Raw genomic sequence first — 23,802 nt, 5'->3', positions numbered from 1 at the left:
ATTGTACAAAAACAAATCGATAGCCACTCACTTTATATCAACCCGTTGATTTGCAAGTGTGCACGGAACATTTCGCTGGCAGTTCCTCTGCATCGGCTACCAATGGTAAATTCAAAGCCTTTTTTTCCATTTTCGTATCCCCTTTTCTTCTCATAATAAGGAGTATCAATGACTTTTCTTCTAACATTATACATGTGTGCATTGAAAAGAAGTATTCTTCCATTTTCACAAGTCAAACAAATCAAAACACCAGCCCTTGTATGAGCTGGTGTTTCTGGTTATACCTGTTGTTATTCAGTGTATCCCATGCTGGCCACGAAACGACGGAAGGCCTGACGCCCTGACTCATCGTATTTGTAGACACCTGCATGCTCCAGAATTTCGGCGAATTTCAAACCTACTTCCTGTTGTACAAGCGTAACGGCTTGTTCCTTGTTCAGGTTGGGACCGAAACGTTCCATCAGTTCTTCTGCCCAGCCCAGATGCTTGTTCAATACATGTTCGGAAGCTTTGGCTGCCTCGGCAAGCTTGATATCCCCAGCGAGAATATCCGCGATGCTGTCCAGCTCTTCTTTCAAACGACCTGGCAGGATGGCAAGCCCCATCACTTCGATGAGTCCAATATTCTCCTTCTTCAGATGATGCATCTCGCGGTGCGGGTGGAAAATCCCTTCGGGATGTTCATCATTTGTGCGATTGTTCCGCAGTACAAGGTCCATCTCATATCCACCGTCTGCACTGCGGCGAACGATCGGAGTAACTGTGTTGTGCGGAATCTGCTCTCCGTCAACCTCACTGAATGCCACGATCTCTACAGTAGAATCACTGTAAACCTTCCAGGCTTCATAAACGGCATTGCCCGCTTCGAGCAGCTCAGCCGGATCATGTGAAGCCAGTCGCAGTACGGACATTGGCCATTTCACAAGACTAAGCGTAAGTCCCGGCGAACCTGGATGGCTAAATACCGCCTCTGGCTTCGCATTTTGAATGGCAAAGGTATGACGTCCACCCTGGAAATGGTCATGGGTCAGAATGGAGCCGCCAACGATGGGCAGATCGGCATTGGAACCGATAAAGTAATGAGGGTATTCTCCCACGAAGGCCAGCAGCCTGCGCAGCGTATCCTTAGTCAATTTCATCGGCACATGATCATGATGGAAAATAATGCAGTGCTCGTTGTAGTACACATATGGCGAGTACTGGAAGAACCAAGGTTCGCCGTTTAATTCCAATGGAATGACACGCAGGTTTTGACGAGCCGGGTGGTTGACCCGACCGGCATAGCCCACATTTTCACGACAGAGCTGGCACTTTGGATACACCGGAGGCGGAAGCAGCTTTGCCATCGCGATTTCCTTTGGGCTTTTCTCCGGCTTGGACAGGTTAATTGTAATCTCCATATCGCCATAAGCTGTATCCTGTGTCCAGTACACATTTTTGGAGATGCGGTCCATCCGAATGTAGTTGGAATGAATCGATAGCTCATAGAATTGGGAAGTAGCCGCCTCAATGCCTTCGGTCTGCTCCGTATGGCGGAATGCGCGCACCACCTCGGATGGACGGGCCATTAATTGACCCATAATTTTGGCATCGAGCAAATCACGGTACGTGTCCGTATTTTCGGGTATAAGTCCAATTTCAAATCCATAGTCAATCAGTGTATCCAGCAACGGTTGTGGTCCATCCAACACCGTCTCGTTTAATACTCCGGCATACGGCTCAGAGAACCCGAACTGCTCCAGCAGCAGATTACGACTGTAATCCCGATCCGCTTCTTCAATCAGTTTGTTCTGCAAGGAAAATGCTACCAGACGTTCAATGGCATGCAGTGCTTCCTGCTGCTCCGGGGTCCGCTCTGTGGCACCTGCTGCAATATGAGTCTGTGACATATCAATATTCGCCTCCTAGTTTTTTCCGTAGCCTTCAGGATGAGACTGGTGCCAGCTCCATGCACTTTGAATGACATCTTCAAGATTCGTCCATTTCGGGTTCCAGCCCAGTACGGATCTAGCTTTGGCAGACGATGCCACCAGTACAGCCGGATCACCCGCACGACGTGGCTCCTGAACAACCGGAATGTCCAGACCGGTCACTTTCTTAGCCGTTTCAATAACCTGTTTAACTGAGAAGCCTTGACCGTTACCCAAGTTGAACACGTTGCTGTTCTCGCCTTTACGGAGATAGTCTACGGCCCGCAGATGCGCGTCCGCCAGATCACTTACGTGGATGTAATCACGTACACAGGTTCCGTCTTCAGTCGCGTAGTCGTCACCAAACACGGCGATGTGAGGACGTTGTTTTAAAGCCGTTTGCAGCACGAGAGGAATGAGATGACTCTCTGGCTGATGATCTTCACCAATTTTGCCACTGTCATGGGCTCCGGCTGCATTGAAGTAACGCAGGGATACGTATTTGATTTCCTGTACTTTGTCGAACCAGGACATCATGCGCTCCATCATGAGCTTGGTTTCACCGTATACGTTCGTAGGCTCTGTGCGGTCGCTCTCTTCAATCGGCACTTTCTCCGGCTCGCCGTAAGTAGCAGCTGTAGAGGAGAAGACGATGCGACGTACATTCGCTGCATTCATCGCTTCCAGCAGACACAATGTGCCAAACACATTGTTGTCGTAGTATTTCACAGGATCTTTCATGCTCTCGCCAACTAATGAATTGGCTGCAAAGTGAATGACTGCATCGATGGAATTCTCAGCGAACAGCTTCGCTAGAAGTTCCTTGTCACGCAGATCTCCTTCATATAATTTCCCACCCAGCAGAGCTTCACGATGCCCTGTCTGCAAGTTATCCAGAACGACAACCTCTTCGCCACGCTCCAACAAAGCCGCTACCGTATGAGAACCAATATATCCTGCTCCACCTGTCACCAAAATCGCCATCTTACTTCGCCTCCTTCAATTCTTTAACGCCGTCGCCCACTCCGCATACATAGAACTCGCCTTTGAGGCTGGTGCGTGCTACATAGGCTGCTCCAACTTCAGTTACAAAACGCTCCACATCATCCTCATGGACAAGGGATACCGTACATCCGCCGAATCCGGCTCCGGTCATACGCGCACCAAGAGTTCCAGGAATCCGTTGTGCTTCCTCTACCATCACGTCCAGCTCTTCGCAGCTCACTTCATAGAGATAACGAAGCGATTCGTGAGAAGCATTCATCAGCTTGCCAAAGGTTTCGAGATCGTTATCACGGAGTGCAGCCACCGATGCAAGTACACGTGCATTCTCTTCCACCACGTGCTGGGCACGCTGTCTTACCTTCTCATCCTTGATATGATCCTGCAGTGTGATGAACTGTTCTGGTGTAAGTTGCGCCAGGTAGTTCAGCGCAGGCAGCTGTTCTTTCAAAATGGCAAGTGCCTGCTCGCATTGGGAGCGACGTTCATTGTAAGCCGAGTCCACCAAACCGCGGCGTTTGTTCGTGTTACCAATGACCAGCTTGTAGGCGCCGGTACGGAATGGAACTTTTTCATATTCAAGGGTGTCACACATCAGCAAGATCGCATGATCCTCTGCGCCATTGGCTACAGCAAACTGATCCATGATGCCGCAGTTAACACCGACGAATTCGTTCTCCGCCTTTTGGGACAGAAGCGCCAGCTGAACCGTATCAATATCCTTTACACCTTCGAGGGACTGGATGGCATACCCGGTGAGAACCTCCAGCGATGCGGAAGAGGAAAGTCCGGCGCCATTCGGAATTTCTCCATGGTAGAGGAAGTCATAACCTTTGGTTACTTTCACGCCTTTGCCTTGAAGTTCAACCATGACGCCGACCGGATAATCCGTCCATTCCCCTGTTTTCTCCTTGCCAATGGAGGACGTATCCAGCGTTCCTTCATAGGGCATATTGGTGGAAGCCAACTGCAACTTGTTGTCCTCACGCTCGCGGATAATCAATGTGGTACCGAATTCAAGCGCTGCCGGAAGCACGTATCCACCGTTATAGTCAATGTGCTCACCTATCAGATTCACCCGCCCAGGGGCATGGAATACACGGATGTCCGCTCCACTCTCTCCGTACTTGTCAATAAACTTTTGTTTCAATTCATTTATGTTCATTGCTGCTGCACCCCATCTCAATGTTGTTGGTTTTCTTAATGTTATTATACAAGAAGGCGGTCCACCTTGAAATGAAACCATGTGTGTTCCATATGGATAAATGTGACCTTTCGACGTATAATGAATGGAACATCAAGGAAGGAAAGGAATGTCATCATGACTGAACAACGTATGGAAGATGTAACGGGTTCACCAGCCGAACGCACCACGCCGGAGCCCTCGGGTAAAAGCGGGGCACTCAGCTACTCAGTTGCCTCCAATCCTGTCTATTATGAAAAAGGGGCATTGCATGTCCTCTTTGCAGGTGCAAGCCAAACCCTCCCCGGTCACGCCCTTGGACCAAAGCTATACGATTATTATCTGTTGCACTATGTAGAAAAAGGGTCCGGTACGTTCCGTACTGAACTGCATACCTACGAGCTATCCGCAGGAGATTGTTTCCTCATTCATCCGGGGCAGCTTGTGAGCTACCAATCCCATGCACGTCAACCCTGGCAATACCGGTGGATGGCCTTTACTGGCAGCCAAGCTGCGAAGCATGCAGAGGAAGCAGGATTCCGTCCTGAGAAATCCGTCTTTCATGCCGGACCATCTTGTGGAATTTCGGATTGGTTATCTGTCATGCAGATGGCTTTTGCCGAGCGGAAAGAAAGCTCTCATTTTACATCACTGGGTACGTTATATATGATTCTAGCCGAAGCACAAAATCACCTTTTTCAAGGCCAAACCTTAATACCAGGTGAATCTTCAATACGTCGAACGGTAAAACAGATGATTCAATATATGTCTACCCAATATGCCTACCCTGTCTCGATTGAGCAAATGTCATCAAGTCTTGGCTATAATCGTGCGTACCTGTCCCGCATATTCAAACAGGAAACCGGACTATCCCCAGTCACATACTTGCTCAAACTGCGGATCGACAAATCGCGCCAGCTGCTGCGGGAACGTCCTGATCTGTCCATTGAACAGGTATCTGCCTCTGTAGGGCTGCCAGATGCGCTGTATTTCTCCAAACAGTTCAAACGATTCCACGGTGAAGCCCCCAGCCTGTACAGGGAGAACATTTTTAAGAGGCCGCAGACGCAAGGGACACGCCAAGCACCGCCTAACAATCGATGATTCTTTATACCGAAAAGGATGCTTTCTTGCATCTTGCATACATATAGAAAAGTAATGATAAAAAAGGTACATCCCGCCATTATGGCTAAGATGCACCTTTTGAACTTTATTTATGATCCGGTTCGGGACGAAGAATCGATTCAATACGCTCTAATTCCTCTGTGGAGAATTCCAACTGACTGAGTGCAGCCACATTCTCTTCAATCTGCGAAGGACGACTGGCACCAATCAGTGCAGAAGTTACCTTGCCATCACGTAATACCCAAGCAAGTGCAAATTGAGCCAGACTCTGACCACGAGATGCTGCAATCTGGTTTAGAGCACGTACTTTGCGCAATGTCTCTGGCGAGATATTGTTCTCATTCAGGAATACAGATGGTCCCTTGGCACGTGAATCTTCCGGGATACCATTCAGGTATTTGTTCGTAAGAACCCCCTGCGCTAATGGACAGAATGCAATACTGCCCGTTCCGTTCTCATGAAGTACATCCTGCAGCCCATCCTCAATCCAGCGATCCAGCATCGAATATTTAGGTTGATGAATCAACAGAGGGGTACCCAAGCCTTTGAGAATCTCGGCCGCTTGCTTTGTCTGCTCTGCAGGATAATTGGAAATGCCGACATACAGTGCTTTGCCGGAACGAACAATATGGTCCAGCGCTATCATCGTTTCTTCCAGAGGTGTTTCGGGATCATAACGATGAGAATAAAAGATGTCTACGTAATCAAGACCCATGCGCTTCAAGCTCTGATTGAGACTGGAAACAAGGTTTTTACGAGAACCCCATTCACCATAAGGTCCAGGCCACATATAGTACCCGGCCTTGGTGGAGATGACGAGTTCATCTCGATATGGCTTCAGATCCTGTGCCAATACCTGACCGAATAACTGCTCAGCCGAACCTGCCGGCGGACCATAATTGTTGGCAAGGTCAAAATGCGTAATGCCCAGATCAAACGAACGGGTAATCATATTACGGCCGTTCTCCGCATTATTAATGCCACCAAAATTATGCCATAACCCAAGTGAAATCGCTGGCAGTTTCAAACCTGAACGTCCAACGCGGTTGTATTTCATTGTTTCGTAGCGTGCATCGCTGGCTACGTAGACCATCATGAATCCCTTCTTTCCCCAGGTTCCGCCTCTCGTACCCGGTCCGTATGCCGGAGAATGCGGTTATTCGGACAATGTTGACTTACTTAACCAAGAAGCTGGTCTACCCTATTCATTACCTCACCAATAGGATCAGTAATCAGCAAATCAGCTCGGCGGTCGTAAGCCGTAGGTGTAGCGTTAAGCAAGACTGTATGTTTTCCCTGAAAATACGTAATCAATTGTGCCGCAGGATACACGGTAAGTGAAGTTCCACCTACTAGCAACAAATCTGCTGCAGACAGAGCGTCTACCGAACGATATAATATCGTCTGATCCAGTTCCTCTTCATATAACACGACATCGGGCTTGATTACGGCACCGCACGCATGACAACGAGGAACCGTATCTTTGGCTGTAATAATGTCATCCAGCGCGTAGAACCTCTTGCAATCCATACAAGCGTTTCGATGGATTGAACCATGAAGCTCCAGGACATTGCTGCTGCCAGCTTTCTGGTGCAACCCGTCGATATTCTGCGTTATGACCGCCTGAAGTCTTCCTTCCTGCTCTAATCTGGCGAGAAGTCGGTGGCAGCCGTTGGGCACCGCATCGGGGTGAAGCATTTTGCCTCGATAAAAATCATAAAAAATATCAGCATGCTGGTCGAAGAAACGTCTGCTCAGCAGCTCTTCCGGTGGATAGGGTGAATGCTGCTCTGTCTGGTACAAGCCAGCGGCAGAGCGGAAGTCGGGAATCCCGCTTTCCGTTGAAGTTCCGGCCCCTCCGAAAAAAACAATGTTCGAACTTTCCTTAATCCAGGCAGCCAGTTGTTCTGTTGCGTTCATCCTCTCTCCTCCTTTTACGAGATCATCCCTGGAAAGAACGTTCAGAGATGATTTTTAACTCATTATAACCCTGAATGACGTCATCAGCTTCATGCAAATAGTCACTTCCCCCGACTTCTGGACAGAAACCAAACATATAGGATGCCCCTGCGTTACGTCCCATCTGCATATCCCCATTGCTGTCACCGATCACAACAGCTTCCTCAGGAAGAATATGTAACTCCCGGCAAGCTAGAACTGCAGCCTCTCCATCCGGTTTGCCCTTCGTTACCCGGTCACTGCCTACAATTGATGTAAAATACGACCGAATTCCCATCCATTCCATATGTTCCTCCGCAGCAGCTGTGTTGTCCGAAGTGACGACTGCCATGGGAATAGATGCCTCCTGGCAGCTCTGCAAAAATGCTCTTAATCCAGGCATCGGTTCGGCCATTTTTCTCTGCTTTATCTCACGCATGGCCACACTGGAAAAGCGGCGGACCGTAGTGATTGCTTCATTCCATGGCATGCCTGCTGCATACAACTGCCCAGCAAGCAGTCCGTTACTCTCGTCCACCGTGGCAATTGCCAAAGGCCCTTGAACATCATATCCGATTAGATGACCTTCACGATTGCAGACCGTACCCAGAACCCGCTCACGCTCGACCGTGAACGAGGCCCCAAGCTCTGACAGTTGTAATTCCAGCTGATTCAGTAAAGACTCCGCCCACGGCCCCCATAATTGCAAGAAATCCAGCAGCGTTCCATCCTTATCAAATAGAATACCTCGGCAGGCAACTTGCTTACCATGGATTTGAAGCATGGACATCCCGATCACCTCCAGTTACTGACTGCTATGAAATTCGTCCCATTCAACTTTGAACTGACAGCTTATTTGATTGTATCCAGCCAGCCTACAATCGTTTTAACCGTTTGGGACAATTGTTCCTCTTCACTGACCCCAGCTTCGCCGTCACCGCTCTGGTGGCCATAGTCACCGAACTGCGAATGGTTACCACCTTCAATGGTGTAATACACCGTATCTTCCGGCAAATATGCCCGACCATTCTGATACTTTGTTGAATTCACCACTTCATCATTCGTGCCTAGTATGGACAACGCTGGTATCCCCAATGATTTCACACTGCCTTTTTCATCCGGATAGGATGCGAGAAAGAAGATACCTTTAAGTGCATCCGGATGGGAAGCTGTATAACGTGCCGCCATCGATCCACCTAGAGAATGCCCTCCCATAACAAATGGTTCATCCGGATAAGCTTTAATAATATCATCGGCGAGATTCTGTTTGAGCACCGCCAGATTGACCGGCATTTTTGCAATAATGGTATGATGTCCTGCTGCCGCAAGTTCATGGGCAAGAGGTGCATAACTTTCCGGTTTAACCAATCCACCTGGATAAAAAATAACACTCACCCCAACAGATTTGTCCGGCACAAAATCAATCCAGTTGTCTTTTTCAGTTACAGTCACCTGATCTGCAGTTTCCATGGCAGTTTGAGCCATCTCTTGTGGTCCATAAGGTGTGAACAGCTTCCAGGCCACAAACCCACACCCAATGACAATGAGCGCCAGAAGAACGAGCAGGAACTTCCCAATGCCCCTCTTCTTGCGCCCTGTATTATATCGATTTCTCAACGTTCATCACCTTTCTGTACTTCCGCAGGTGCCGCGGCTTGCAGAACGGGAGCCTTCATTCCTGAGGCTCCCCTTCTCCATCATTCATCGCTATTCGGCCTTGGCCTTGCGGTAAGCATCCATATATTGTTCCGCTTTGCGGCGAACATGACTCAAGTCCCCCGTCTTCACTGCTTCCGTTGTGAGATCTGAGCCAATACCTACAGCAACGGCTCCTCCCTTAATCCAGTCACCCAGATTGGACAAGGAAACCCCGCCCGTCGGCATAAAATTCGCTTGCGGCATAGGTCCCTTCATCGTTTTGATAATGGACGGATCGTAGAGATTGCCCGGGAACAACTTTACAATATCCACGCCAAGTTCCAGTGCACGTTGTACATCGGCAATGGTCATCACCCCTGGGAGAATCGGAATCCGGTACAGATTGCAGATTTTCACCGTGTCCGGGTTCAGGGAAGGACCCACAACAAACTCGGCACCTGACATGATTGCGGCACGCGCTGTCTGGGGTTCAAGTACGGTTCCAGCTCCAATAATGGCAAATTTCTCTGGATCCTGTGTGTTCCAATGGTATACACGGCTTAATTTCTCGATGGCTTTGAGGGCACTAGGCACCGTCATGGTAATCTCGATAATCTTGATACCACCCGCGATAGCTTGCTCGGCCATGGCGATCACCTGATCCGCAGAATCTGCACGCAGAACGGCAACAACCCCACTATCGGTTATTTTTTGTAGCAGCTGAAGCTTCTTCATTTCATTCTCTCCCTTGTCAATGTGGTTGTGTATTACAAGCCTTACATTAATGAACGAAGATGAGACATATATGATATCAGCAGCGACTAGCGCTCAACATGAGCTACATTGTTCAGCTTGGCCTCGACCTGCTCCCACGTTGGGAGCGCCTCCCAATCGCCAACAGCCTGTATAACCATGGAACCGGTCAAATTCCCGAGACGGGTCGCTTCCTGCGGAGAATATCCTTTAATAAGGCCAGACAAAAAGCCCGCACAGAATCCATCACCTGCCCCGACTGTATCCAGGACATGATCTGCCTTGAAGTACGGAACTTCCGTTAGGGTACCATTCACCAATACGTAGGTCAAATCAGGGCCGCCCTTCACGATACAGACTGCATTCATGGCGGACAAACGCTCAAGTACTTTTTGATCATCTTCTTCGTTATACAGAAGCTTCATCTCATCCAGACCCGGCAAGAAATAATCTGCCTGCTCAGCGAGACGAAGCAGAACTGGACGTGCTTCTTCTGCTGACCACAGTTTAAGACGCAAATTCGGATCAAAACTCACTTTCACACCAGCCTGCTTGGCTATATGTATAGCAGCTTCAACCGTAGCAAGACCCGACGCGCTTATTGCTGCGGTGATGCCTGTCACGTGAAGGATTTGCGCACCCGCAATATAATCCGAGTCCAGATCTTCAGGAGTAATGGCGCTTGCAGCGGATAGCTTCCTATAATAGTGTACCGAGGCTTTCCCGGAAGCGTTCTCACGAATCATCAAACCGGTGGGCTCTTTGTCGCTCATCCTTGCTCGGGATACATCTACACCTTCACCACGAATAGCCTTCATGATCATGTTACCCATCGGATCATTGCCCAGGCGGCCAAACCAGCCGCTGGTATGCCCAAGCCGGGATACACCAATCGCCAGATTACTTTCCGCTCCGCCAAATGACTTATCTAATGTCGCCGCATATTCGAGACCTCGTGAATCCTTAGCCGTCAGCAAACCCATGCTTTCGCCAAACGTAACAATTTCAGGGCTTCGGCGGGTATTCGTCGACATGAACTCTCCCCTCCTTAAATTTACAATTTCTCATCTTCTTTCACCATTGTCAGCCTCTATGCAACCGTTGTCAATCCCGGAGCGTTCATTTTGTTGTCACAGTTTTGAGAAAGGATAGCGCTTTCTATTGTGAAATATATCACAATAGATGATGCATATCCATATTACCCTTATTACAGAACCAGATTGCAATTGCCAAGGGTTATCAAGGGGGTTACACCATGAACAAACCGACCATAATTCACGAAGATCAGGATTCTTTTTTTTACAACCTGCGCTTTATGCTCATTGTCTGTGTACTTGCGGGCAATGCTCTTGAACCGCTCATTACACGATTTGTAGGAGCAGAGGCTCTGTTTCTGTGGATATATACGTTTCACATGCCGCTGTTTGTATGGGTAACCGGCTACTTTGCCAGACATTCACTTCAAGGTGCATCTGGCCGTAATGTGCTTAAGCAGATTGCATTACAGTACCTTCTGTTTCAGTCCCTGTATGCAATAACGGATTTCACCATATTCCACACACCGCATATGCGTTTGTCTTTCTTTGCACCTTATTTATTGCTCTGGTTTCTGGCAAGTCATTTCTGCTGGCGGCTGCTGCTTCGTCTTACACTCTCCTGGAAACCGATATACAGACTGCTCGGTGCCGTGATGCTGGGGGTATGTGCCGGATATTTACCCATTGACGGTTTCTGGCTGAGCTTCAGCCGCACGTTTGTATTTCTTCCTTTCTTTGTTATTGGGTATGACTACGGAGCGTCCATCCGCTCCCGTTTGCGATCCGGCTGGGGCCGCAAAATTGCAGCTGCGCTGTCTGCTGCTCTTCTTGGTTGGATCGGACTGGGAGGACTCAGCATTGCACCAGGCTGGTTACTGGGTAGCATGACTTACGCAGAGCTTGGACACCATGAGTGGTTTGCCGGAATTTACCGACTCGGAATCTATGCCCTTGAGATCGGATCGGGAGCATTATTTCTCGCCTGGGTCCCTTCATTAACATCCAGATTGACCGATCTGGGACGGCGCACACTTTATGTGTTCCTTTTACATGGATTTCTCGTTCGTCTGGCCATCTGGTCCGGGGTTTACAATTATATGGAAACCAGTTTGTACATTCCGGTGATTGTCTCCATTGCGCTAATGTTCGCTATAACGCTGGCTCATCCAGCCGTCCGTCATGCCTTTCGGCCTCTCATAGAGCCCGATATTTCCCGCTTTCACCTCAATCGTCAGGCGGGATTGAAACGCTCAGCATCCTGGTTCAGATGAGCTGAAATCCTGCTCCTCTCCATCAGAATCAACTTGTTTCATACTGGAAATGTTGTGGTAAGTAGGAATACGCGCTACAACAATCTACTTATGATATAAGGAGTGATTTGTAATGGCACGCCCACAGACGTCTGAACACAAAATGAGTCGCGAGGAAGCGGGTAGATTAGGTGGCAAGGCCACCTCCAAAAATCATGATCGCAGCTTCTACCAAATGATAGGTAAAAAAGGTGGAGAAGCGACTTCAGATGCGCACGATTCTCAGTTCTATAAGGAAATTGGACGCAAAGGTGGAGAAGCAACTTCCGAAACACATAATAAAGAATTCTACCGGGAGATTGGACGCAAAGGCGGAAGCAGTTAGCCTATCCCCATGGGCAGCGGTGAAAGAACACCCGAGAGAGTGCATCAAATCAAGAAAGCTTCATTCCACTAATGGATTGAAGCTTCTTTCTATTCATTGTAGAAATATAACGACGGTTGTGATAGACTCTATAGAAAAACCGGGTTGTTCACGGGTTTAAAGCAGCAAAGAGTTTCATAAACTAGTGGAAGCTCGAAGCCAGTATCACTGGTCTATTTTTAAGAGTACGGATGAAATTAAACGACAGATGCACTGCCATTTATATTTCCATTCATGTTGCTCAATATTATAAATTTGGGGGGAAATACACCATGTCAGCCAAGAAGATGCGTTCCGATATGATCAAAAAAGGTTTTGACCGTGCACCGCACCGCAGTTTGCTCCGCGCAGCGGGCGTTAAAGAAGAGGACTTTGGCAAACCATTTATTGCCGTATGTAACTCTTATATTGATATCGTGCCCGGCCATGTTCACCTACAGGAATTCGGTAAAATTGTTAAGGATGCTATTCGTGAAGCCGGTGGCGTTCCATTCGAATTCAACACCATCGGAGTTGACGACGGAATTGCCATGGGACACATTGGTATGCGTTACTCGCTGCCAAGCCGTGACATTATTGCGGATTCCGTGGAAACGGTTGTATCTGCACACTGGTTCGACGGCATGGTATGTATCCCGAACTGTGACAAAATCACACCAGGTATGATGATGGGTGCGCTTCGCTGTAATATCCCAACCGTGTTCGTCAGCGGTGGACCTATGAAGGCAGGTCGTGACAGCAATGGTAAAGCTCTGTCCCTGACCTCCGTATTTGAAGGCGTAGGTGCTTATCAAGCAGGTAAAATCGATGACAAGAGCCTTCTTGAGCTTGAACAATTCGGTTGTCCGACATGTGGATCATGTTCCGGTATGTTCACAGCGAACTCCATGAACTGTCTGGCTGAAGCGATGGGGCTGGCTATGCCAGGCAACGGAACCATCCTGGCTGTTGCTCCTGAGCGTCGTGAGTTTGTTAAACAATCTGCTAAGCAACTGATGGAACTCATCAAAATGGATCTGAAACCACGTGATATCGTTACTGTAGAAGCTATCGACAACGCTTTTGCACTGGATATGGCTATGGGCGGATCTACGAATACGGTCCTTCATACACTGGCACTGGCTCATGAAGCAGGTATCGAATACCCAATCGAGCGCATCAACGAAGTTGCTAACCGCGTTCCTCATCTGGCGAAACTTGCACCGGCTTCCGATCTTCACATTGAAGACGTGCACAATGCGGGTGGTGTAAGTGCAGTTCTGAACGAATTGCTTAAGAAACCAGGTGCGATTCACGGTGACTGCATTACGGTAACCGGTAAAACGATCCGTGAGAACGTTGAAGGACAAGAAATCCAGGATACGAATGTCATCCACCATCTGGACAACCCGCATTCCGAAAAAGGCGGCTTGGCTGTATTGTTTGGTAACCTTGCACCACAAGGAGCTATCATCAAAGTCGGTGCTGTTGACGCATCGGTTGGCGGATATCACAAAGGTCCTGCTATCTGCTTTGATTCCCAGGAACAAGCGCTTGAAGGCATTGCGAATGGCAAAGTAAAAGAAGGACACGTTGTCGTTATCCGTTATGAAGGACCAAAAGGTGGTCCAGGTATGCCTGAGATGCTTGCGCCTACTTCCCAGATCGTAGGTATGGGCCTTGGTGCCAAAGTCGGTCTGATCACCGATGGACGCTTCTCTGGCGCATCTCGCGGAATCAGTATCGGACACATCTCTCCGGAAGCCGCTGAAGGCGGTCCAATCGCTTTTGTCGAAGAAGGAGACATCATTGAACTGGATCTGAATAACCGTATCATCGAATTGCATATCAGTGACGAAGAATTCGAACGTCGTCGTGCAGGTTGGAAAGGCTTTGAACCAAAAGTAAAAACCGGTTACCTCGCTCGTTACTCCAAACTGGTAACGAATGCAAGCAACGGTGGCGTACTGAGTATCTAATTCAAGTGTAAGGATATCCGATGATTTTCCTTATCGGGAACATAAATAAAGGGTTGCTCTTCAGCCGACTTCGGCGGAGAGCAACCCTTTTCTTTATTCGTTTCGCTTTTAGTTGTGTTCAGGTACAAGATCCTGTTCAGGAACCAACAATTCCTCAGAGGACTGTTCCGCCGTAGCAGCCACCAGCGCGTGCTGTCCATACCGATCCAGCAGCACATCAAGCGGCATGGCAATCATTTTGGGAACCAATTGTTCGGAGCGCTGCTTCAAACGTTTCGTTCCAGCCGGATGAATGACACTTAGCAGAAGTTTCAGATACACTTTGGATGCAGAACTGAACGGCCCAGGAGCCAGTTCCCGAACCGTAAACCCAAATTTCTCCGGCCCCCGGTTAATCATGCTTACACCGTATAGAGCCTTGGCTGAACGGAGTTCAGGTTCAAGTGTTACCTGTCGGGCCAAATCAGGAAGCTGCTGCTCCATAGCCCGAATCATACGAATGGCCAAATGCATGCTTGAGCGTGAAGTCATACCCAAATCGAATAATTTTTTATTATCAAAATGAAGTTCAATTACCGGATCTCCGTTCCGAATCACATGACCGTCGTTCATTTCAACTAATGCTCCATGGTATACACGGGAGCGATAGTGCAGCAAAGGGTCTTCCGGCGAAGCTGTTCGCAGATGGTATACCCAATGAAACAACTTCTCCCAGCCTAGCCATAGCGCAACAACCATCCGTTTCCAAAAGGATAAATGCGTTTGTGGCTGACTTGTACTTTTAGGTTCGCTCACCGTAACGCCTCCCATCAACGTATCGATGCGTACACTATGCAATCGCTGCCTGTCGGCCTCCTGCAATACGACTTCGAGCGCCTGGAGCATCTGCTCCGGCGCGTGTGCATCAGCGCCGAGGGTAGTCCCTCGATCATGCAGCAGCATGACTTCTCCGCCCCTTAGCTCCTTCAACATTCGTTCCGTCAATTTCTCAACGCCCACACTGCTTCTCCAATCCTCAAACATAGATGACCAGAGGATAATTCGGCGATCTTTTTTACTGAAAAAATCAAACAGGTTCATAATCCCCCACGGTGGACGATAATAACATGTTCTTACCCCCGTTACCTCCTGAATAATCTGCCCTGTTCGTTGAATCTGATCTCGAACCGTACGCGGACGCATTAACCAATTGGTTTTGTGAATATAATTATGAATTCCGAGAAGATGACCTTCCTCATGAATGCGCTGAATCAGTTCGGGATGACGGGCAGCATGCTCCCCGACTACAAAAAACGTTGCCTTCGCCTCATACTGACGCAATAAATCAAGCAATCTAGGTGTGTATTCCGGATCCGGCCCATCATCAAAAGTTAAGGAAAACTCCTTCTCACTTCTCCCGCGCCTGAACACACGAAAACCGAAAAGTCTGCTAACTAAACTCGGAATAAAGGCGTAAAACGATGAAATGTACAATAACCACAGTAATATGCTCTGAAGTAAATTTGTCATGCTACAAACTCCCCGCTTCTCATGCTGAATTACCGTGCCATAATATAGCACTAACCAAAATAAATCGCCTTTAATTTTATCATAATTCAGCCTTTTCTTGAATCCTCTTTTCCCAAAAAGATAGCTATCGTGTACAATAAATGCATCCTAATTTTTACCTTAACGACTACAAAGGAGCCCTGCCCATGCTGCCGCTTTACAAAAAGTACGGGCGCACCGTCTTTGACATTGCGCTGCTCGTATTAACCGTGTACTTTATCATGTACGGTTTCAGTCGATTATATCAATTGGCTGCGCCAGTTTTTCTTTCATTTATAGTGTATTGGATGATCGAACCTCTGGCAAGATTTCTGCATCGCAAAGGATTGCCCAAAACGCTGGGCGCTGCCATTTCGGTTTTATTGTTTCTTGCGGTTATTGTTGCTGCCTTTTTTGGATTGGGATTAATTATCGTATCCCAAATTTCTAATTTGCAGGATAATTTCCCTTATTATATCGAGATGATTCAGCGTGAATTCACCAATCTGGTTTATTTCATTCAGGACAAGTCCGATGCTTTACCTGACGGAATAACCGAGAAGGTTAATGACTATTTTGCTACACTGACCGGATTCCTGTCCAAATGGGTAACCAGTGGTGCACAAATCGTCATCGGTTTTCTCAGTTCGTTTTCTTCCTTTATTACGAACTTCGGAATTGCCATTATTCTCGCGTTCTTTCTCAGTATCGAGATTGAATCCTGGCGTAAATTTGCCCGGGCCAAAACGCCAAAAACGTTGAAGCTGGCTCTTGAATTTATGCGAAATCATGTATTCAAGACGATCCGTTCGTATTTGAAGGCCCAGATGATGATGATGCTGATTACTTTTGTATTGATTTATGCAGGCTTGTTGATTCTGGGAACTGCCAATGCCTTCACCATCGCAGCCATCTGTGCCGTTTTTGACCTTGTACCTTTGTTGGGTGTTCCTGTCATATTCATTCCGTGGATTGTGTATCTGTTCATTGTGGGGAATAGCAGCCTTGCGATTGGCTTAATAGTAGTTCTTGCTGTAACCATGCTGACACGCCAACTGCTGGAGCCGAAAATATCGGGTAATTCAATCGGGGTCTCTTCCGCTTACTTGATGCTTTCCTTTATGCTGATCTCGCTCTCTGTCTTTGGTCTGGCCGGTGTGGTGTTGTCTCCGGTGCTGCTGATTCTGCTCAAAGAATTGCTACAACAAGGATATCTCCAGCAATGGATTCACTTGCCGAAGGATGAATTCGAATCATCCCCGTTAGTGATGGACACACCGGTCAGCGCCACCGCTGGAATGAACGCTGAGCCTTCGGTACAGGAACCTGCTTCTTCCGGGGATCATGAGGATTCAGCCAGATAGTCCATCACTTTCCTGAATATCGCCGTTGCTTGATGACCACTGCTTGGAGCCACATTTTGGACAAGGACAGCTACAGCATATTGGGGTTTCTCGGTAGGTCCATATCCAATGAACCATTGATGGTTACGTTTCTCTCCGTGCTGCTGTACTTGTGCTGTACCTGACTTCCCTGCCACTTGCCACCGCGCATGTTGCAGGGATTTTCCCGTTCCGTCACTGACTACCTTCTTCATCCAGGACAACAGCTGATGCGCCGTAGCTGGAGAGATCCGTCCTGCTGAAGAAGGTGAATCATGCATCGGCATGTCCAACATCGTATCACCGTCCGCATACCGGATACGCTGAACGAGGCGCGGTGCAGTCACCTTGCCCTCATGCAAGAGCGTAACGATCAGATTGGCTGCTTGCAGCGGGGTCACCAGGACGTCGCGCTGACCGATAGCAGTCTGTACTTTCGCTCCCTCATCTTGAGGGGAGACGGATGGCAGCCTCACTCTTCCTGCATCCTCGTGATCAAAATGATGCAGCACGGGCATTCCGGCGACCCGTTTTCCCTCCCAGCCAATCGGACGTGCCAATCCCAAAGCATCCGCCGTACGCTCCAACTGCTCCATACTCAGCCGACGGGCGGTTTCAGCAAATACAATATTACAGGACTCGGCAAACCCTTGCTCCAGATTCAGTGTGCCATGCCCATGTTCCTTCCAGCAGGACAGGCCATATTTTCCCCATTCTCCACCACAATGAAAAGTCTCTCCTTTGGATACAGCGTGATATTCAAGCGCGGCCGCGGCTGTAACGATTTTGAATATGGAACCCGGTACAGCCCCCTGCACGGCACGATTCGCCCAAGCTGTTTGTTGGGGATCTACATGCTGTGGATTATAGAACGGCGCGGAAACCATGGCACGCACATCTGCATTGGCTGCATCCAGCACAACGATAGCCCCTTCCTTCATTCGGGATTTCTTCACAATCTGCTCTATCCCTTGCTGTAAATCGATATTGATTGTCGTCTCCGCACGTAAAGGATAATGTGTATTGGAGGGTGCGATGACGCGTGGCTGGATACTGGGGATAACCTCTCCTGAGCCTGTAACCATACGCGAAACGAGGGTGGGGCCTATTCCCATTAATAAAGGTTCCAATGTTTTTTCCAGCCCTGCTGCTCCAGATTTCATGGCAAAAGGCTGCTTCACCTCATTTTTGTGACGCGGATGCCCATGGATAGATCCAGGCTGTTCTGCAAGATAACCTAACCATTGCATGCCCGTAGCGCCTTGTCCATAACGCTTCATTATGGGATACACACTCGCTCCGTCTACCTTCAATTCACGCAGTCGAGTAAGCTGAGAATCGGTCAACGTGCTCGGCTGGTCTGTACCGCCTGTCCAGAAATGGGGTGCATTTCCTTGATTCCATTCCTTTTGTAGTGACTTCACATCTGTATGTAGCAATGCTGCCAGTTCCTTAATTGCGGAATGCGCTGTAGAAGATGGGTATGAATGATTGGATTGATCCGTATGCGGGAAAAGTACCACCCCCCACTCCAGCTTGCCTGTTAATGGCACCCCCTTGTAATCCGTTAACTGCCCTCGCCCCGTGTCCAGCATAACACCTCGTTCACGCTGCAAAACAGACATTTCGCGAACGGTGCGTTGAAACCCTGGCATCGTGCGATTCACCTGAACCATCTGAACCCAGGCCAAACGAAACATAAGCAAACCAAACACACTTGTCAGAAGAATACATGTAATATAAATGCGCCGTTTCAGTTGTACATGCATTGGGCCACCCCCGTTCAACGTTTTGGCATAGTATGCGTTATTCATATTGGAATTATCCGGTAAACACCAAGAAAACCTGCCCCCTAGAAGGGACAGGTTTCTCGATAGTTCCATTAATGGTTGGGTTAGACTGTGAAGCGAGACAATGTATCTTTCAATTCTGTTGACACATTCTCCAGTTTTGCAGACAAATTCACCAGCTGGTTACTGATATTTTGCTGTTCACTGCTCAAGGAAGCAACTTCCTGTGACGTCGCAGAAGATTGTTCAGCTACGGCGCTGACATTACTCATCGCTTCGGACAACGTACCTTGAGATTGATTCAAATCTCCAATTGACCCAGTGACCATGCTCAGACTCTCAACAAACGCACCCATTTGCTGCTGTACTGAAGCAAATATGACGTTGGTATCTTTTACGGCATCCATCTGTTCCTTGAATAGCGGATAAGCTGCAGACAATTGATCTACGGTCTCATTCATTTCGGTCATAATCTTGTCCGTAATGTCGCCGACCATATCAATGGATTGTCTGGATTGTTCAGCCAACTGGCGGACCTCATTCGCTACCACCATGAATCCACGTCCAGCTGTGCCGGCCCGAGCGGCTTCAATGGTTGCATTCAAGGAGAGAATGTTCGTTTGTTTCGTAATATTTTGCATGACGTCAAGCACCTTCAGAACAGAAGAAGTACTCTCTTTCAATGAATCTACCTTGTTTACCAACGCACCGATCATTTCTTCTGTCTTCTGCGTTTTGGTCATCAACTGATTCAGATGCTGTGTACCTGTCTGACTGGATTTCTCTACATGACGGGCTGAATCACCCATTTGTTCATTCGCGGCGACCACACTCTCCATCTGACGGGAGATATTGTCGGTCAATTCGTTTCCACGCTCCGCTTCTGTTGCCAGACTGCTTGCTCCACCCGCAATTTCTTCAGTGGCTACGGCAATCTCGGAAGCAGAAACTGCTGTTTTCTTGGATGCACTGCTCAGCTCAGAAGCGGTATCCAATACTTCCTGTGCAGAACGGTTGGTTTGCTCCACCAGCTTTGTAATTTGCTCCATCATCAGATTGAATGCGGCCGATAATTGACCAATTTCATCCTGGGAGGTATACGGTGTACGCACCTTTAGGTTACCTTCTGACCCTTCCTGCATCAGATCTTTCAATTTGCCCAATGGACGGGCAATCATGCGAACCATCCAAATACCGATTAGTACCGCAATAGCGGCATCAATCAATGCCATCCACAAGGTAAGCGTCAGAATGCCCTTGGCATCTTTCACCAAGATCGAAGTTGGAACCATCCCGATCAGTTTCCAATCGGATGTGTCCATCGTGCTGTATGACGCCAGCATATTCGTTGAATTTCCATCAACGGTATAATCCGTATTTGTGCTGCCCGATTTCTCTTTCAAGTCTTTTACAAAAGCCAAATCTGTATCTTTCCCTGTGTCATCAGCTATCGTTGATGCTACAACTTTGTTGTCCGGAGCGATCAGTTGAAGTACAGCTCCCTCACCCAAATCGAGCGATTTCAACTGCTGCTCCAGAACTTCCAGTTTCAACTCAATGATTAACACATAGGACTGGGTTGTCCCTTGCAGATTCTTCATTGAACGTGCAATCCGGAACGTTGGTGTACCGCCATCTTCCTTGGTTTCCGTTGGGAGCCAGCGGTATCCACCAGCTTGAACCAACTCGTCATACCAGGCCTCTTTACGAATATCACCCATAGAAGAACTGCTGCTTCCTGTACCCATAGTGGATCTTGTTTCATCCGTCGGCACAAGATAAATCGCTTCCATAGATTTATTCGTAAAAGCAATGTTTGATAATTGTTTGTTGATGGAGCTTGAATTTACAAACGTATCGTATGCCGACAAGTTTTTATCAGACATCTTTTGAAGCAAGGACTGCATTTCCGGATCGAAGAAAATTTGTGTAGATGTATCTACAAACCGCTCCAAAATGATGTCCATTTTTTGCTTGGTTTGTTCAATCGTTTCCTGATTCGATCGGGATGCATTCTTCTCAATCGTATCTTTGGCTTTAGCATAGGATAATAGACCTAAACCAATGACAAAAAACATGATTCCTACAAAAAAGACCAAAAACAGTTTAACGCCTACCGATTTAACCGGATTAGCCTTCTTAATCTGTGTAAACGTTGTTCCCCCAACATTTTTCCAGTTCTGCTTTTTCAATTGGGCTTTTGTTTTATTCCATCCCAACTTCAGCTTACTCCGATCCAATTTAAAAGATTGTTGGTCTGGAGCATCCCCGGTCTTCCTTTTTGCTACCTTCTCTTTTTTTACTTTCTGTACCTTCTCGGGTGTTGTCAATTCTTCCCCACTGTCCTTCTGCTTCTTTTGAACCAATCCCATTCACCTGCCAGTAATTTACTTGTTGGATTTTTCTTTCTCTCCCCTATAAATATGTAGTATTCGACAACATTCCCCTTTCCCCTTTCGTTTTCCCGAAATTTTTTACAACTTTTTTCCTATTTTTCTATAATAAAAAGACCCCCGTATGCCGATATACGGAGGTCCAAATTGTACATTTTATAACACTATCTTGTTAAAACTTAGTATTATTTTGTTAAAAACTAGGCATTTAAACCTACTTCTTTTTTCTCATCATATCAAAATAGGAAACAGGCTGATCCACCTTCATTTTCACACGCTGTAACGGATGACGAGCTGCATCGAGCACATTGCCCTCTTCATCCTGCAATTCCCCTACAACCTGTTTGAAAAAGTGGCCCCCCGGACCGAAAAATTCGATCTCCTGTCCTGGTTTGAAATGATTGCGCTGTTGAATGGTCGCCATCCCTGTAGTCGCATCATAGTCGATAACCAATCCGGCAAAGTCGTAAGGTACCGCTTTTTCTTCCGGTTCATAGATGTGATCCTCATGATCCGGTGTATCATAGAAAAAGCCGGTATTCAGTGGACGATTTGCCGCCTTGTTCATTTCTTCAACCCATTCAGGTTTCAGAACATAATTCTCCGGATCTGCCATATAGGCATCGATGGCTTGACGGTATACGTTAACCACGGTTGCCACGTAGTGAATCGATTTCATACGTCCCTCGATCTTGAAACTGTCCACACCCACATCAATCAACTCGGGAATATGGCCAATCATGCACAGATCCTTTGATCCCATGGAGAATGAATTATCCTGTTCCTGGAACAGGGGAAGCTGATTCTCACCCAGTTTGAATGGCGCAGGTGCCTTCAACTGCATGTCCTCTTCGCTAACCCACACCGTATCTTCTCTCACATCTTCAAACAAATCATACTTCCAACGGCAGGACTGGCAGCAGCCGCCCCGATTGGAGTCCCGATCCGTAAAATGGTTAGAGAGCACGCAACGTCCGGAATATGAGGAACACATCGCCCCGTGAATAAAGGCTTCAATTTCAATGTCCACATTTGCCTTGATCTCTTCAATCTCTTCGAAGCTGGTCTCACGTCCGAGAACAACCCGTGGAAGTCCTTCATCTTTCCAGAACTTCACGGCTTGCCAGTTGAGTGTGGATTGTTGCGTACTCAGATGTACCTCAAGACCTGGCACAGCACGTAGGGCTACTTCAATAATAGCCGGATCAGCTACAATGATCGCAGAGATTCCCGCATTATAGAGGTTTTGCAGGTATGTTTCGATACCCTCAACATCCTCATTATGTGCATAGATGTTCGTCGCTACGAACACTTTAGCTCCATACTTTTTGGCAAACTCCACACCTTCACGCATCTCTTCAAAGCTGAAGTTATCCGCGTTGGAACGCAGTCCATAGGCCTGTCCACCGATATATACGGCATCCGCACCGTAATGGATTGCGAATTTCAGTTTTTCCAGATTACCCGCCGGAGCTAGCAGCTCCGGTTTGTCCAGACGGTTACGTTTACCCGAGAACTTCCGCTGTACCGCCACTGTTTCCATTCTGTTCACCTCATCTATTAATACACTTGTTCTTTATAGAAAAATCCAAACGATAATTCACGTTCAGGGTCCTGTAACTCCCGCACCTCATTGAGCCACTCTTCAGAGAATGCATATGCATCAGCATCGGCAACATAACTGTCAATCGCTGTCCGATATGCACGTACAACAGCTTCATTGTAGGCTAGTGATTTTAAGATACCTTCAATTTTGAAACTATGCACACCCGCCTCCATCAACAGATGAAGATCTTCGAGGATACATATATCCTCAGAACTCATAATGTGCGTGCCATTCATGTCCTCATAGATCGGGAATTTCTCATCCCGGCGTTCAGCCTCGATTAGGAACAATCCACGTTCTTTACCCAGGTGTCCCTCGACTGGCCGTCCTTGATGAGCCATATAACTTTGCACCAGACTGCGCTTGGAATGATAAATATTCGTCATGCCATGCACCTGAACCTGCGCTTCCACCTTCAGAAAAGGAACCATTTCCGTCAACTCGTCCATATTCAACTCACGGGCAAGCACAACGCGACTCGCTCCCTTGGTTCCCCAATAGTTGGCCGTTGCATAATTCGTTGAAGTCATCTCCGCATTCCAGTGCAGCTTCACGTGTGGAGCGTACTCCTTAATCGCAGCCAATACGGATGGATCATTAAATTCCACACCATCAATACCGATTCTGCCAAGTGCTTGAACATATTCAGGCAATTCTTTCAACAGCTCGTTGGACATCAGATTATTCATGGACACGTATACACGCGCCTGATGTTTGGCTGCAACGGCAACCACCTCTGCTGTCTCTTCCACACTGAAGCTGCCAGGAAGACGCATACCGAAGCGATCGTCCCCAATTAACAAAGCATCTGCTCCTGCCTGGAGCAGCACCTCTGCCTCTTTCACATTTGCCGCCGTAACGAGCAGTTCATGTTTCGTACTCATAT

The 23,802-nt window shown here is 47.8% G+C and carries 18 protein-coding genes and 1 pseudogene; 5 read left to right on the top strand and 14 right to left on the bottom strand.

All coding sequences use genetic code 11. From position 1 onward, the window contains the following. Window positions 1-290 precede the first annotated feature (290 nt). From P364_RS0126720 to P364_RS0126710, 3 genes are read right to left on the bottom strand one after another with little or no spacing between them, the layout of a single operon-like run. Window positions 291-1,889, bottom strand: a complete 1,599-nt coding sequence (locus P364_RS0126720) for a UDP-glucose--hexose-1-phosphate uridylyltransferase (RefSeq protein WP_024633096.1) — start codon at window positions 1,887-1,889, stop codon at window positions 291-293. A gap of 15 nt (window positions 1,890-1,904) precedes the next feature. Next, window positions 1,905-2,894, bottom strand: coding sequence for a UDP-glucose 4-epimerase GalE (gene galE / locus P364_RS0126715; RefSeq protein WP_024633095.1), 990 nt, complete (start codon window positions 2,892-2,894; stop codon window positions 1,905-1,907). 1 nt (window position 2,895) lies between these two features. Continuing rightward, window positions 2,896-4,077: a galactokinase gene (locus tag P364_RS0126710; protein ID WP_024633094.1), complete on the bottom strand. Its 1,182-nt coding sequence runs from the start codon at window positions 4,075-4,077 to the stop codon at window positions 2,896-2,898. 156 nt (window positions 4,078-4,233) lie between these two features. On the opposite strand from P364_RS0126710, the gene P364_RS0126705 reads away from it, so the two are divergent. Continuing rightward, the gene (locus P364_RS0126705) at window positions 4,234-5,199 is read left to right on the top strand and encodes an AraC family transcriptional regulator (RefSeq protein WP_024633093.1); all 966 of its coding nucleotides are present in this window, start codon (window positions 4,234-4,236) and stop codon (window positions 5,197-5,199) included. 106 nt (window positions 5,200-5,305) lie between these two features. Here the strand turns inward: P364_RS0126705 and mgrA are convergent, their stop codons facing one another. From mgrA to P364_RS0126675, 6 genes are all read right to left on the bottom strand, one after another. Further along, the gene (mgrA, locus tag P364_RS0126700; RefSeq protein WP_024633092.1) at window positions 5,306-6,313 is read right to left on the bottom strand and encodes an L-glyceraldehyde 3-phosphate reductase; all 1,008 of its coding nucleotides are present in this window, start codon (window positions 6,311-6,313) and stop codon (window positions 5,306-5,308) included. Window positions 6,314-6,399: 86 nt separating this feature from the next. After that, a complete protein-coding gene (locus tag P364_RS0126695; RefSeq protein ID WP_024633091.1) occupies window positions 6,400-7,140 on the bottom strand; it encodes an NAD-dependent protein deacylase in 741 nt (246 codons plus the stop codon). A 22-nt stretch (window positions 7,141-7,162) separates the two neighbouring features. Beyond that, window positions 7,163-7,948 carry an HAD family hydrolase gene (locus P364_RS0126690; RefSeq protein ID WP_024633090.1) on the bottom strand — a complete coding sequence of 262 codons (786 nt, stop codon included), beginning with the start codon at window positions 7,946-7,948 and terminating at the stop codon, window positions 7,163-7,165. A 62-nt stretch (window positions 7,949-8,010) separates the two neighbouring features. Further along, window positions 8,011-8,775: an alpha/beta fold hydrolase gene (locus P364_RS0126685; RefSeq protein ID WP_024633089.1), complete on the bottom strand. Its 765-nt coding sequence runs from the start codon at window positions 8,773-8,775 to the stop codon at window positions 8,011-8,013. Between the two features lie 90 nt (window positions 8,776-8,865). After that, window positions 8,866-9,531, bottom strand: coding sequence for a bifunctional 2-keto-4-hydroxyglutarate aldolase/2-keto-3-deoxy-6-phosphogluconate aldolase (locus tag P364_RS0126680; RefSeq protein WP_024633088.1), 666 nt, complete (start codon window positions 9,529-9,531; stop codon window positions 8,866-8,868). A gap of 86 nt (window positions 9,532-9,617) precedes the next feature. Next, window positions 9,618-10,583 carry a sugar kinase gene (locus P364_RS0126675; RefSeq protein ID WP_024633087.1) on the bottom strand — a complete coding sequence of 322 codons (966 nt, stop codon included), beginning with the start codon at window positions 10,581-10,583 and terminating at the stop codon, window positions 9,618-9,620. A 221-nt stretch (window positions 10,584-10,804) separates the two neighbouring features. Between P364_RS0126675 and P364_RS0126670 the strand changes: the two genes are divergently transcribed. From P364_RS0126670 to ilvD, 3 genes and pseudogenes are all read left to right on the top strand, one after another. Beyond that, window positions 10,805-11,857 carry an acyltransferase family protein gene (locus P364_RS0126670; RefSeq protein ID WP_024633086.1) on the top strand — a complete coding sequence of 351 codons (1,053 nt, stop codon included), beginning with the start codon at window positions 10,805-10,807 and terminating at the stop codon, window positions 11,855-11,857. Window positions 11,858-11,969: 112 nt separating this feature from the next. Next, window positions 11,970-12,218, top strand: a pseudogene (locus P364_RS0126665) (KGG domain-containing protein); the annotation flags it as partial. A gap of 314 nt (window positions 12,219-12,532) precedes the next feature. Next, complete coding sequence (gene ilvD / locus P364_RS0126660) at window positions 12,533-14,218, top strand: dihydroxy-acid dehydratase (protein WP_024633084.1); 1,686 nt, start codon at window positions 12,533-12,535, stop codon at window positions 14,216-14,218. Window positions 14,219-14,326: 108 nt separating this feature from the next. Here ilvD and P364_RS0126655 read toward each other — a convergent pair whose 3' ends face one another. Then, complete coding sequence (locus P364_RS0126655; protein WP_024633083.1) at window positions 14,327-15,727, bottom strand: polysaccharide deacetylase family protein; 1,401 nt, start codon at window positions 15,725-15,727, stop codon at window positions 14,327-14,329. Window positions 15,728-15,912: 185 nt separating this feature from the next. Here P364_RS0126655 and P364_RS0126650 point away from each other — a divergent pair, with 185 nt between their 5' ends. Next, window positions 15,913-17,109 (top strand): AI-2E family transporter, encoded by a 1,197-nt coding sequence (locus P364_RS0126650; RefSeq protein WP_024633082.1) that lies wholly within the window; start codon window positions 15,913-15,915, stop codon window positions 17,107-17,109. Here the strand turns inward: P364_RS0126650 and P364_RS0126645 are convergent. From P364_RS0126645 to P364_RS0126630, 4 genes are all read right to left on the bottom strand, one after another. Next, window positions 17,088-18,941 (bottom strand): peptidoglycan D,D-transpeptidase FtsI family protein, encoded by a 1,854-nt coding sequence (locus P364_RS0126645; RefSeq protein WP_024633081.1) that lies wholly within the window; start codon window positions 18,939-18,941, stop codon window positions 17,088-17,090. The genes P364_RS0126650 and P364_RS0126645 overlap by 22 nt on opposite strands. 80 nt (window positions 18,942-19,021) lie before the next feature. Then, the gene (locus P364_RS0126640; protein ID WP_024633080.1) at window positions 19,022-21,289 is read right to left on the bottom strand and encodes a methyl-accepting chemotaxis protein; all 2,268 of its coding nucleotides are present in this window, start codon (window positions 21,287-21,289) and stop codon (window positions 19,022-19,024) included. A gap of 235 nt (window positions 21,290-21,524) precedes the next feature. Then, window positions 21,525-22,853, bottom strand: a complete 1,329-nt coding sequence (locus P364_RS0126635) for a peptidase U32 family protein (protein WP_024633079.1) — start codon at window positions 22,851-22,853, stop codon at window positions 21,525-21,527. 17 nt (window positions 22,854-22,870) lie between these two features. Further along, window positions 22,871-23,800, bottom strand: coding sequence for a peptidase U32 family protein (locus P364_RS0126630; RefSeq protein ID WP_024633078.1), 930 nt, complete (start codon window positions 23,798-23,800; stop codon window positions 22,871-22,873). Window positions 23,801-23,802 lie beyond the last annotated feature (2 nt).

Origin of the sequence: Paenibacillus sp. MAEPY2 (genome assembly GCF_000499205.1) — a bacterium.
Taxonomy (GTDB): domain Bacteria; phylum Bacillota; class Bacilli; order Paenibacillales; family Paenibacillaceae; genus Paenibacillus; species Paenibacillus vandeheii.
The sequence above is the reverse complement of the archived record's forward strand: the minus strand, read 5'-3'. Positions and strand labels throughout refer to the sequence as shown.

Bases quoted from the DNA above. Each gene is read 5' to 3' on its own strand.
- P364_RS0126720 (WP_024633096.1), bottom strand. From the start codon at position 1,889: ATGTCACAGACTCATATTGCAGCAGGTGCCACAGAGCGGACCCCGGAG.
- galE (WP_024633095.1), bottom strand. From the start codon at position 2,894: ATGGCGATTTTGGTGACAGGTGGAGCAGGATATATTGGTTCTCATACG.
- P364_RS0126710 (WP_024633094.1), bottom strand. From the start codon at position 4,077: ATGAACATAAATGAATTGAAACAAAAGTTTATTGACAAGTACGGAGAG.
- P364_RS0126705 (WP_024633093.1), top strand. From the start codon at position 4,234: ATGACTGAACAACGTATGGAAGATGTAACGGGTTCACCAGCCGAACGC.
- mgrA (WP_024633092.1), bottom strand. From the start codon at position 6,313: ATGGTCTACGTAGCCAGCGATGCACGCTACGAAACAATGAAATACAAC.
- P364_RS0126695 (WP_024633091.1), bottom strand. From the start codon at position 7,140: ATGAACGCAACAGAACAACTGGCTGCCTGGATTAAGGAAAGTTCGAAC.
- P364_RS0126690 (WP_024633090.1), bottom strand. From the start codon at position 7,948: ATGTCCATGCTTCAAATCCATGGTAAGCAAGTTGCCTGCCGAGGTATT.
- P364_RS0126680 (WP_024633088.1), bottom strand. From the start codon at position 9,531: ATGAAGAAGCTTCAGCTGCTACAAAAAATAACCGATAGTGGGGTTGTT.
- P364_RS0126675 (WP_024633087.1), bottom strand. From the start codon at position 10,583: ATGTCGACGAATACCCGCCGAAGCCCTGAAATTGTTACGTTTGGCGAA.
- P364_RS0126670 (WP_024633086.1), top strand. From the start codon at position 10,805: ATGAACAAACCGACCATAATTCACGAAGATCAGGATTCTTTTTTTTAC.
- ilvD (WP_024633084.1), top strand. From the start codon at position 12,533: ATGTCAGCCAAGAAGATGCGTTCCGATATGATCAAAAAAGGTTTTGAC.
- P364_RS0126655 (WP_024633083.1), bottom strand. From the start codon at position 15,727: ATGACAAATTTACTTCAGAGCATATTACTGTGGTTATTGTACATTTCA.
- P364_RS0126650 (WP_024633082.1), top strand. From the start codon at position 15,913: ATGCTGCCGCTTTACAAAAAGTACGGGCGCACCGTCTTTGACATTGCG.
- P364_RS0126645 (WP_024633081.1), bottom strand. From the start codon at position 18,941: ATGAATAACGCATACTATGCCAAAACGTTGAACGGGGGTGGCCCAATG.
- P364_RS0126640 (WP_024633080.1), bottom strand. From the start codon at position 21,289: ATGGGATTGGTTCAAAAGAAGCAGAAGGACAGTGGGGAAGAATTGACA.
- P364_RS0126635 (WP_024633079.1), bottom strand. From the start codon at position 22,853: ATGGAAACAGTGGCGGTACAGCGGAAGTTCTCGGGTAAACGTAACCGT.
- P364_RS0126630 (WP_024633078.1), bottom strand. From the start codon at position 23,800: ATGAGTACGAAACATGAACTGCTCGTTACGGCGGCAAATGTGAAAGAG.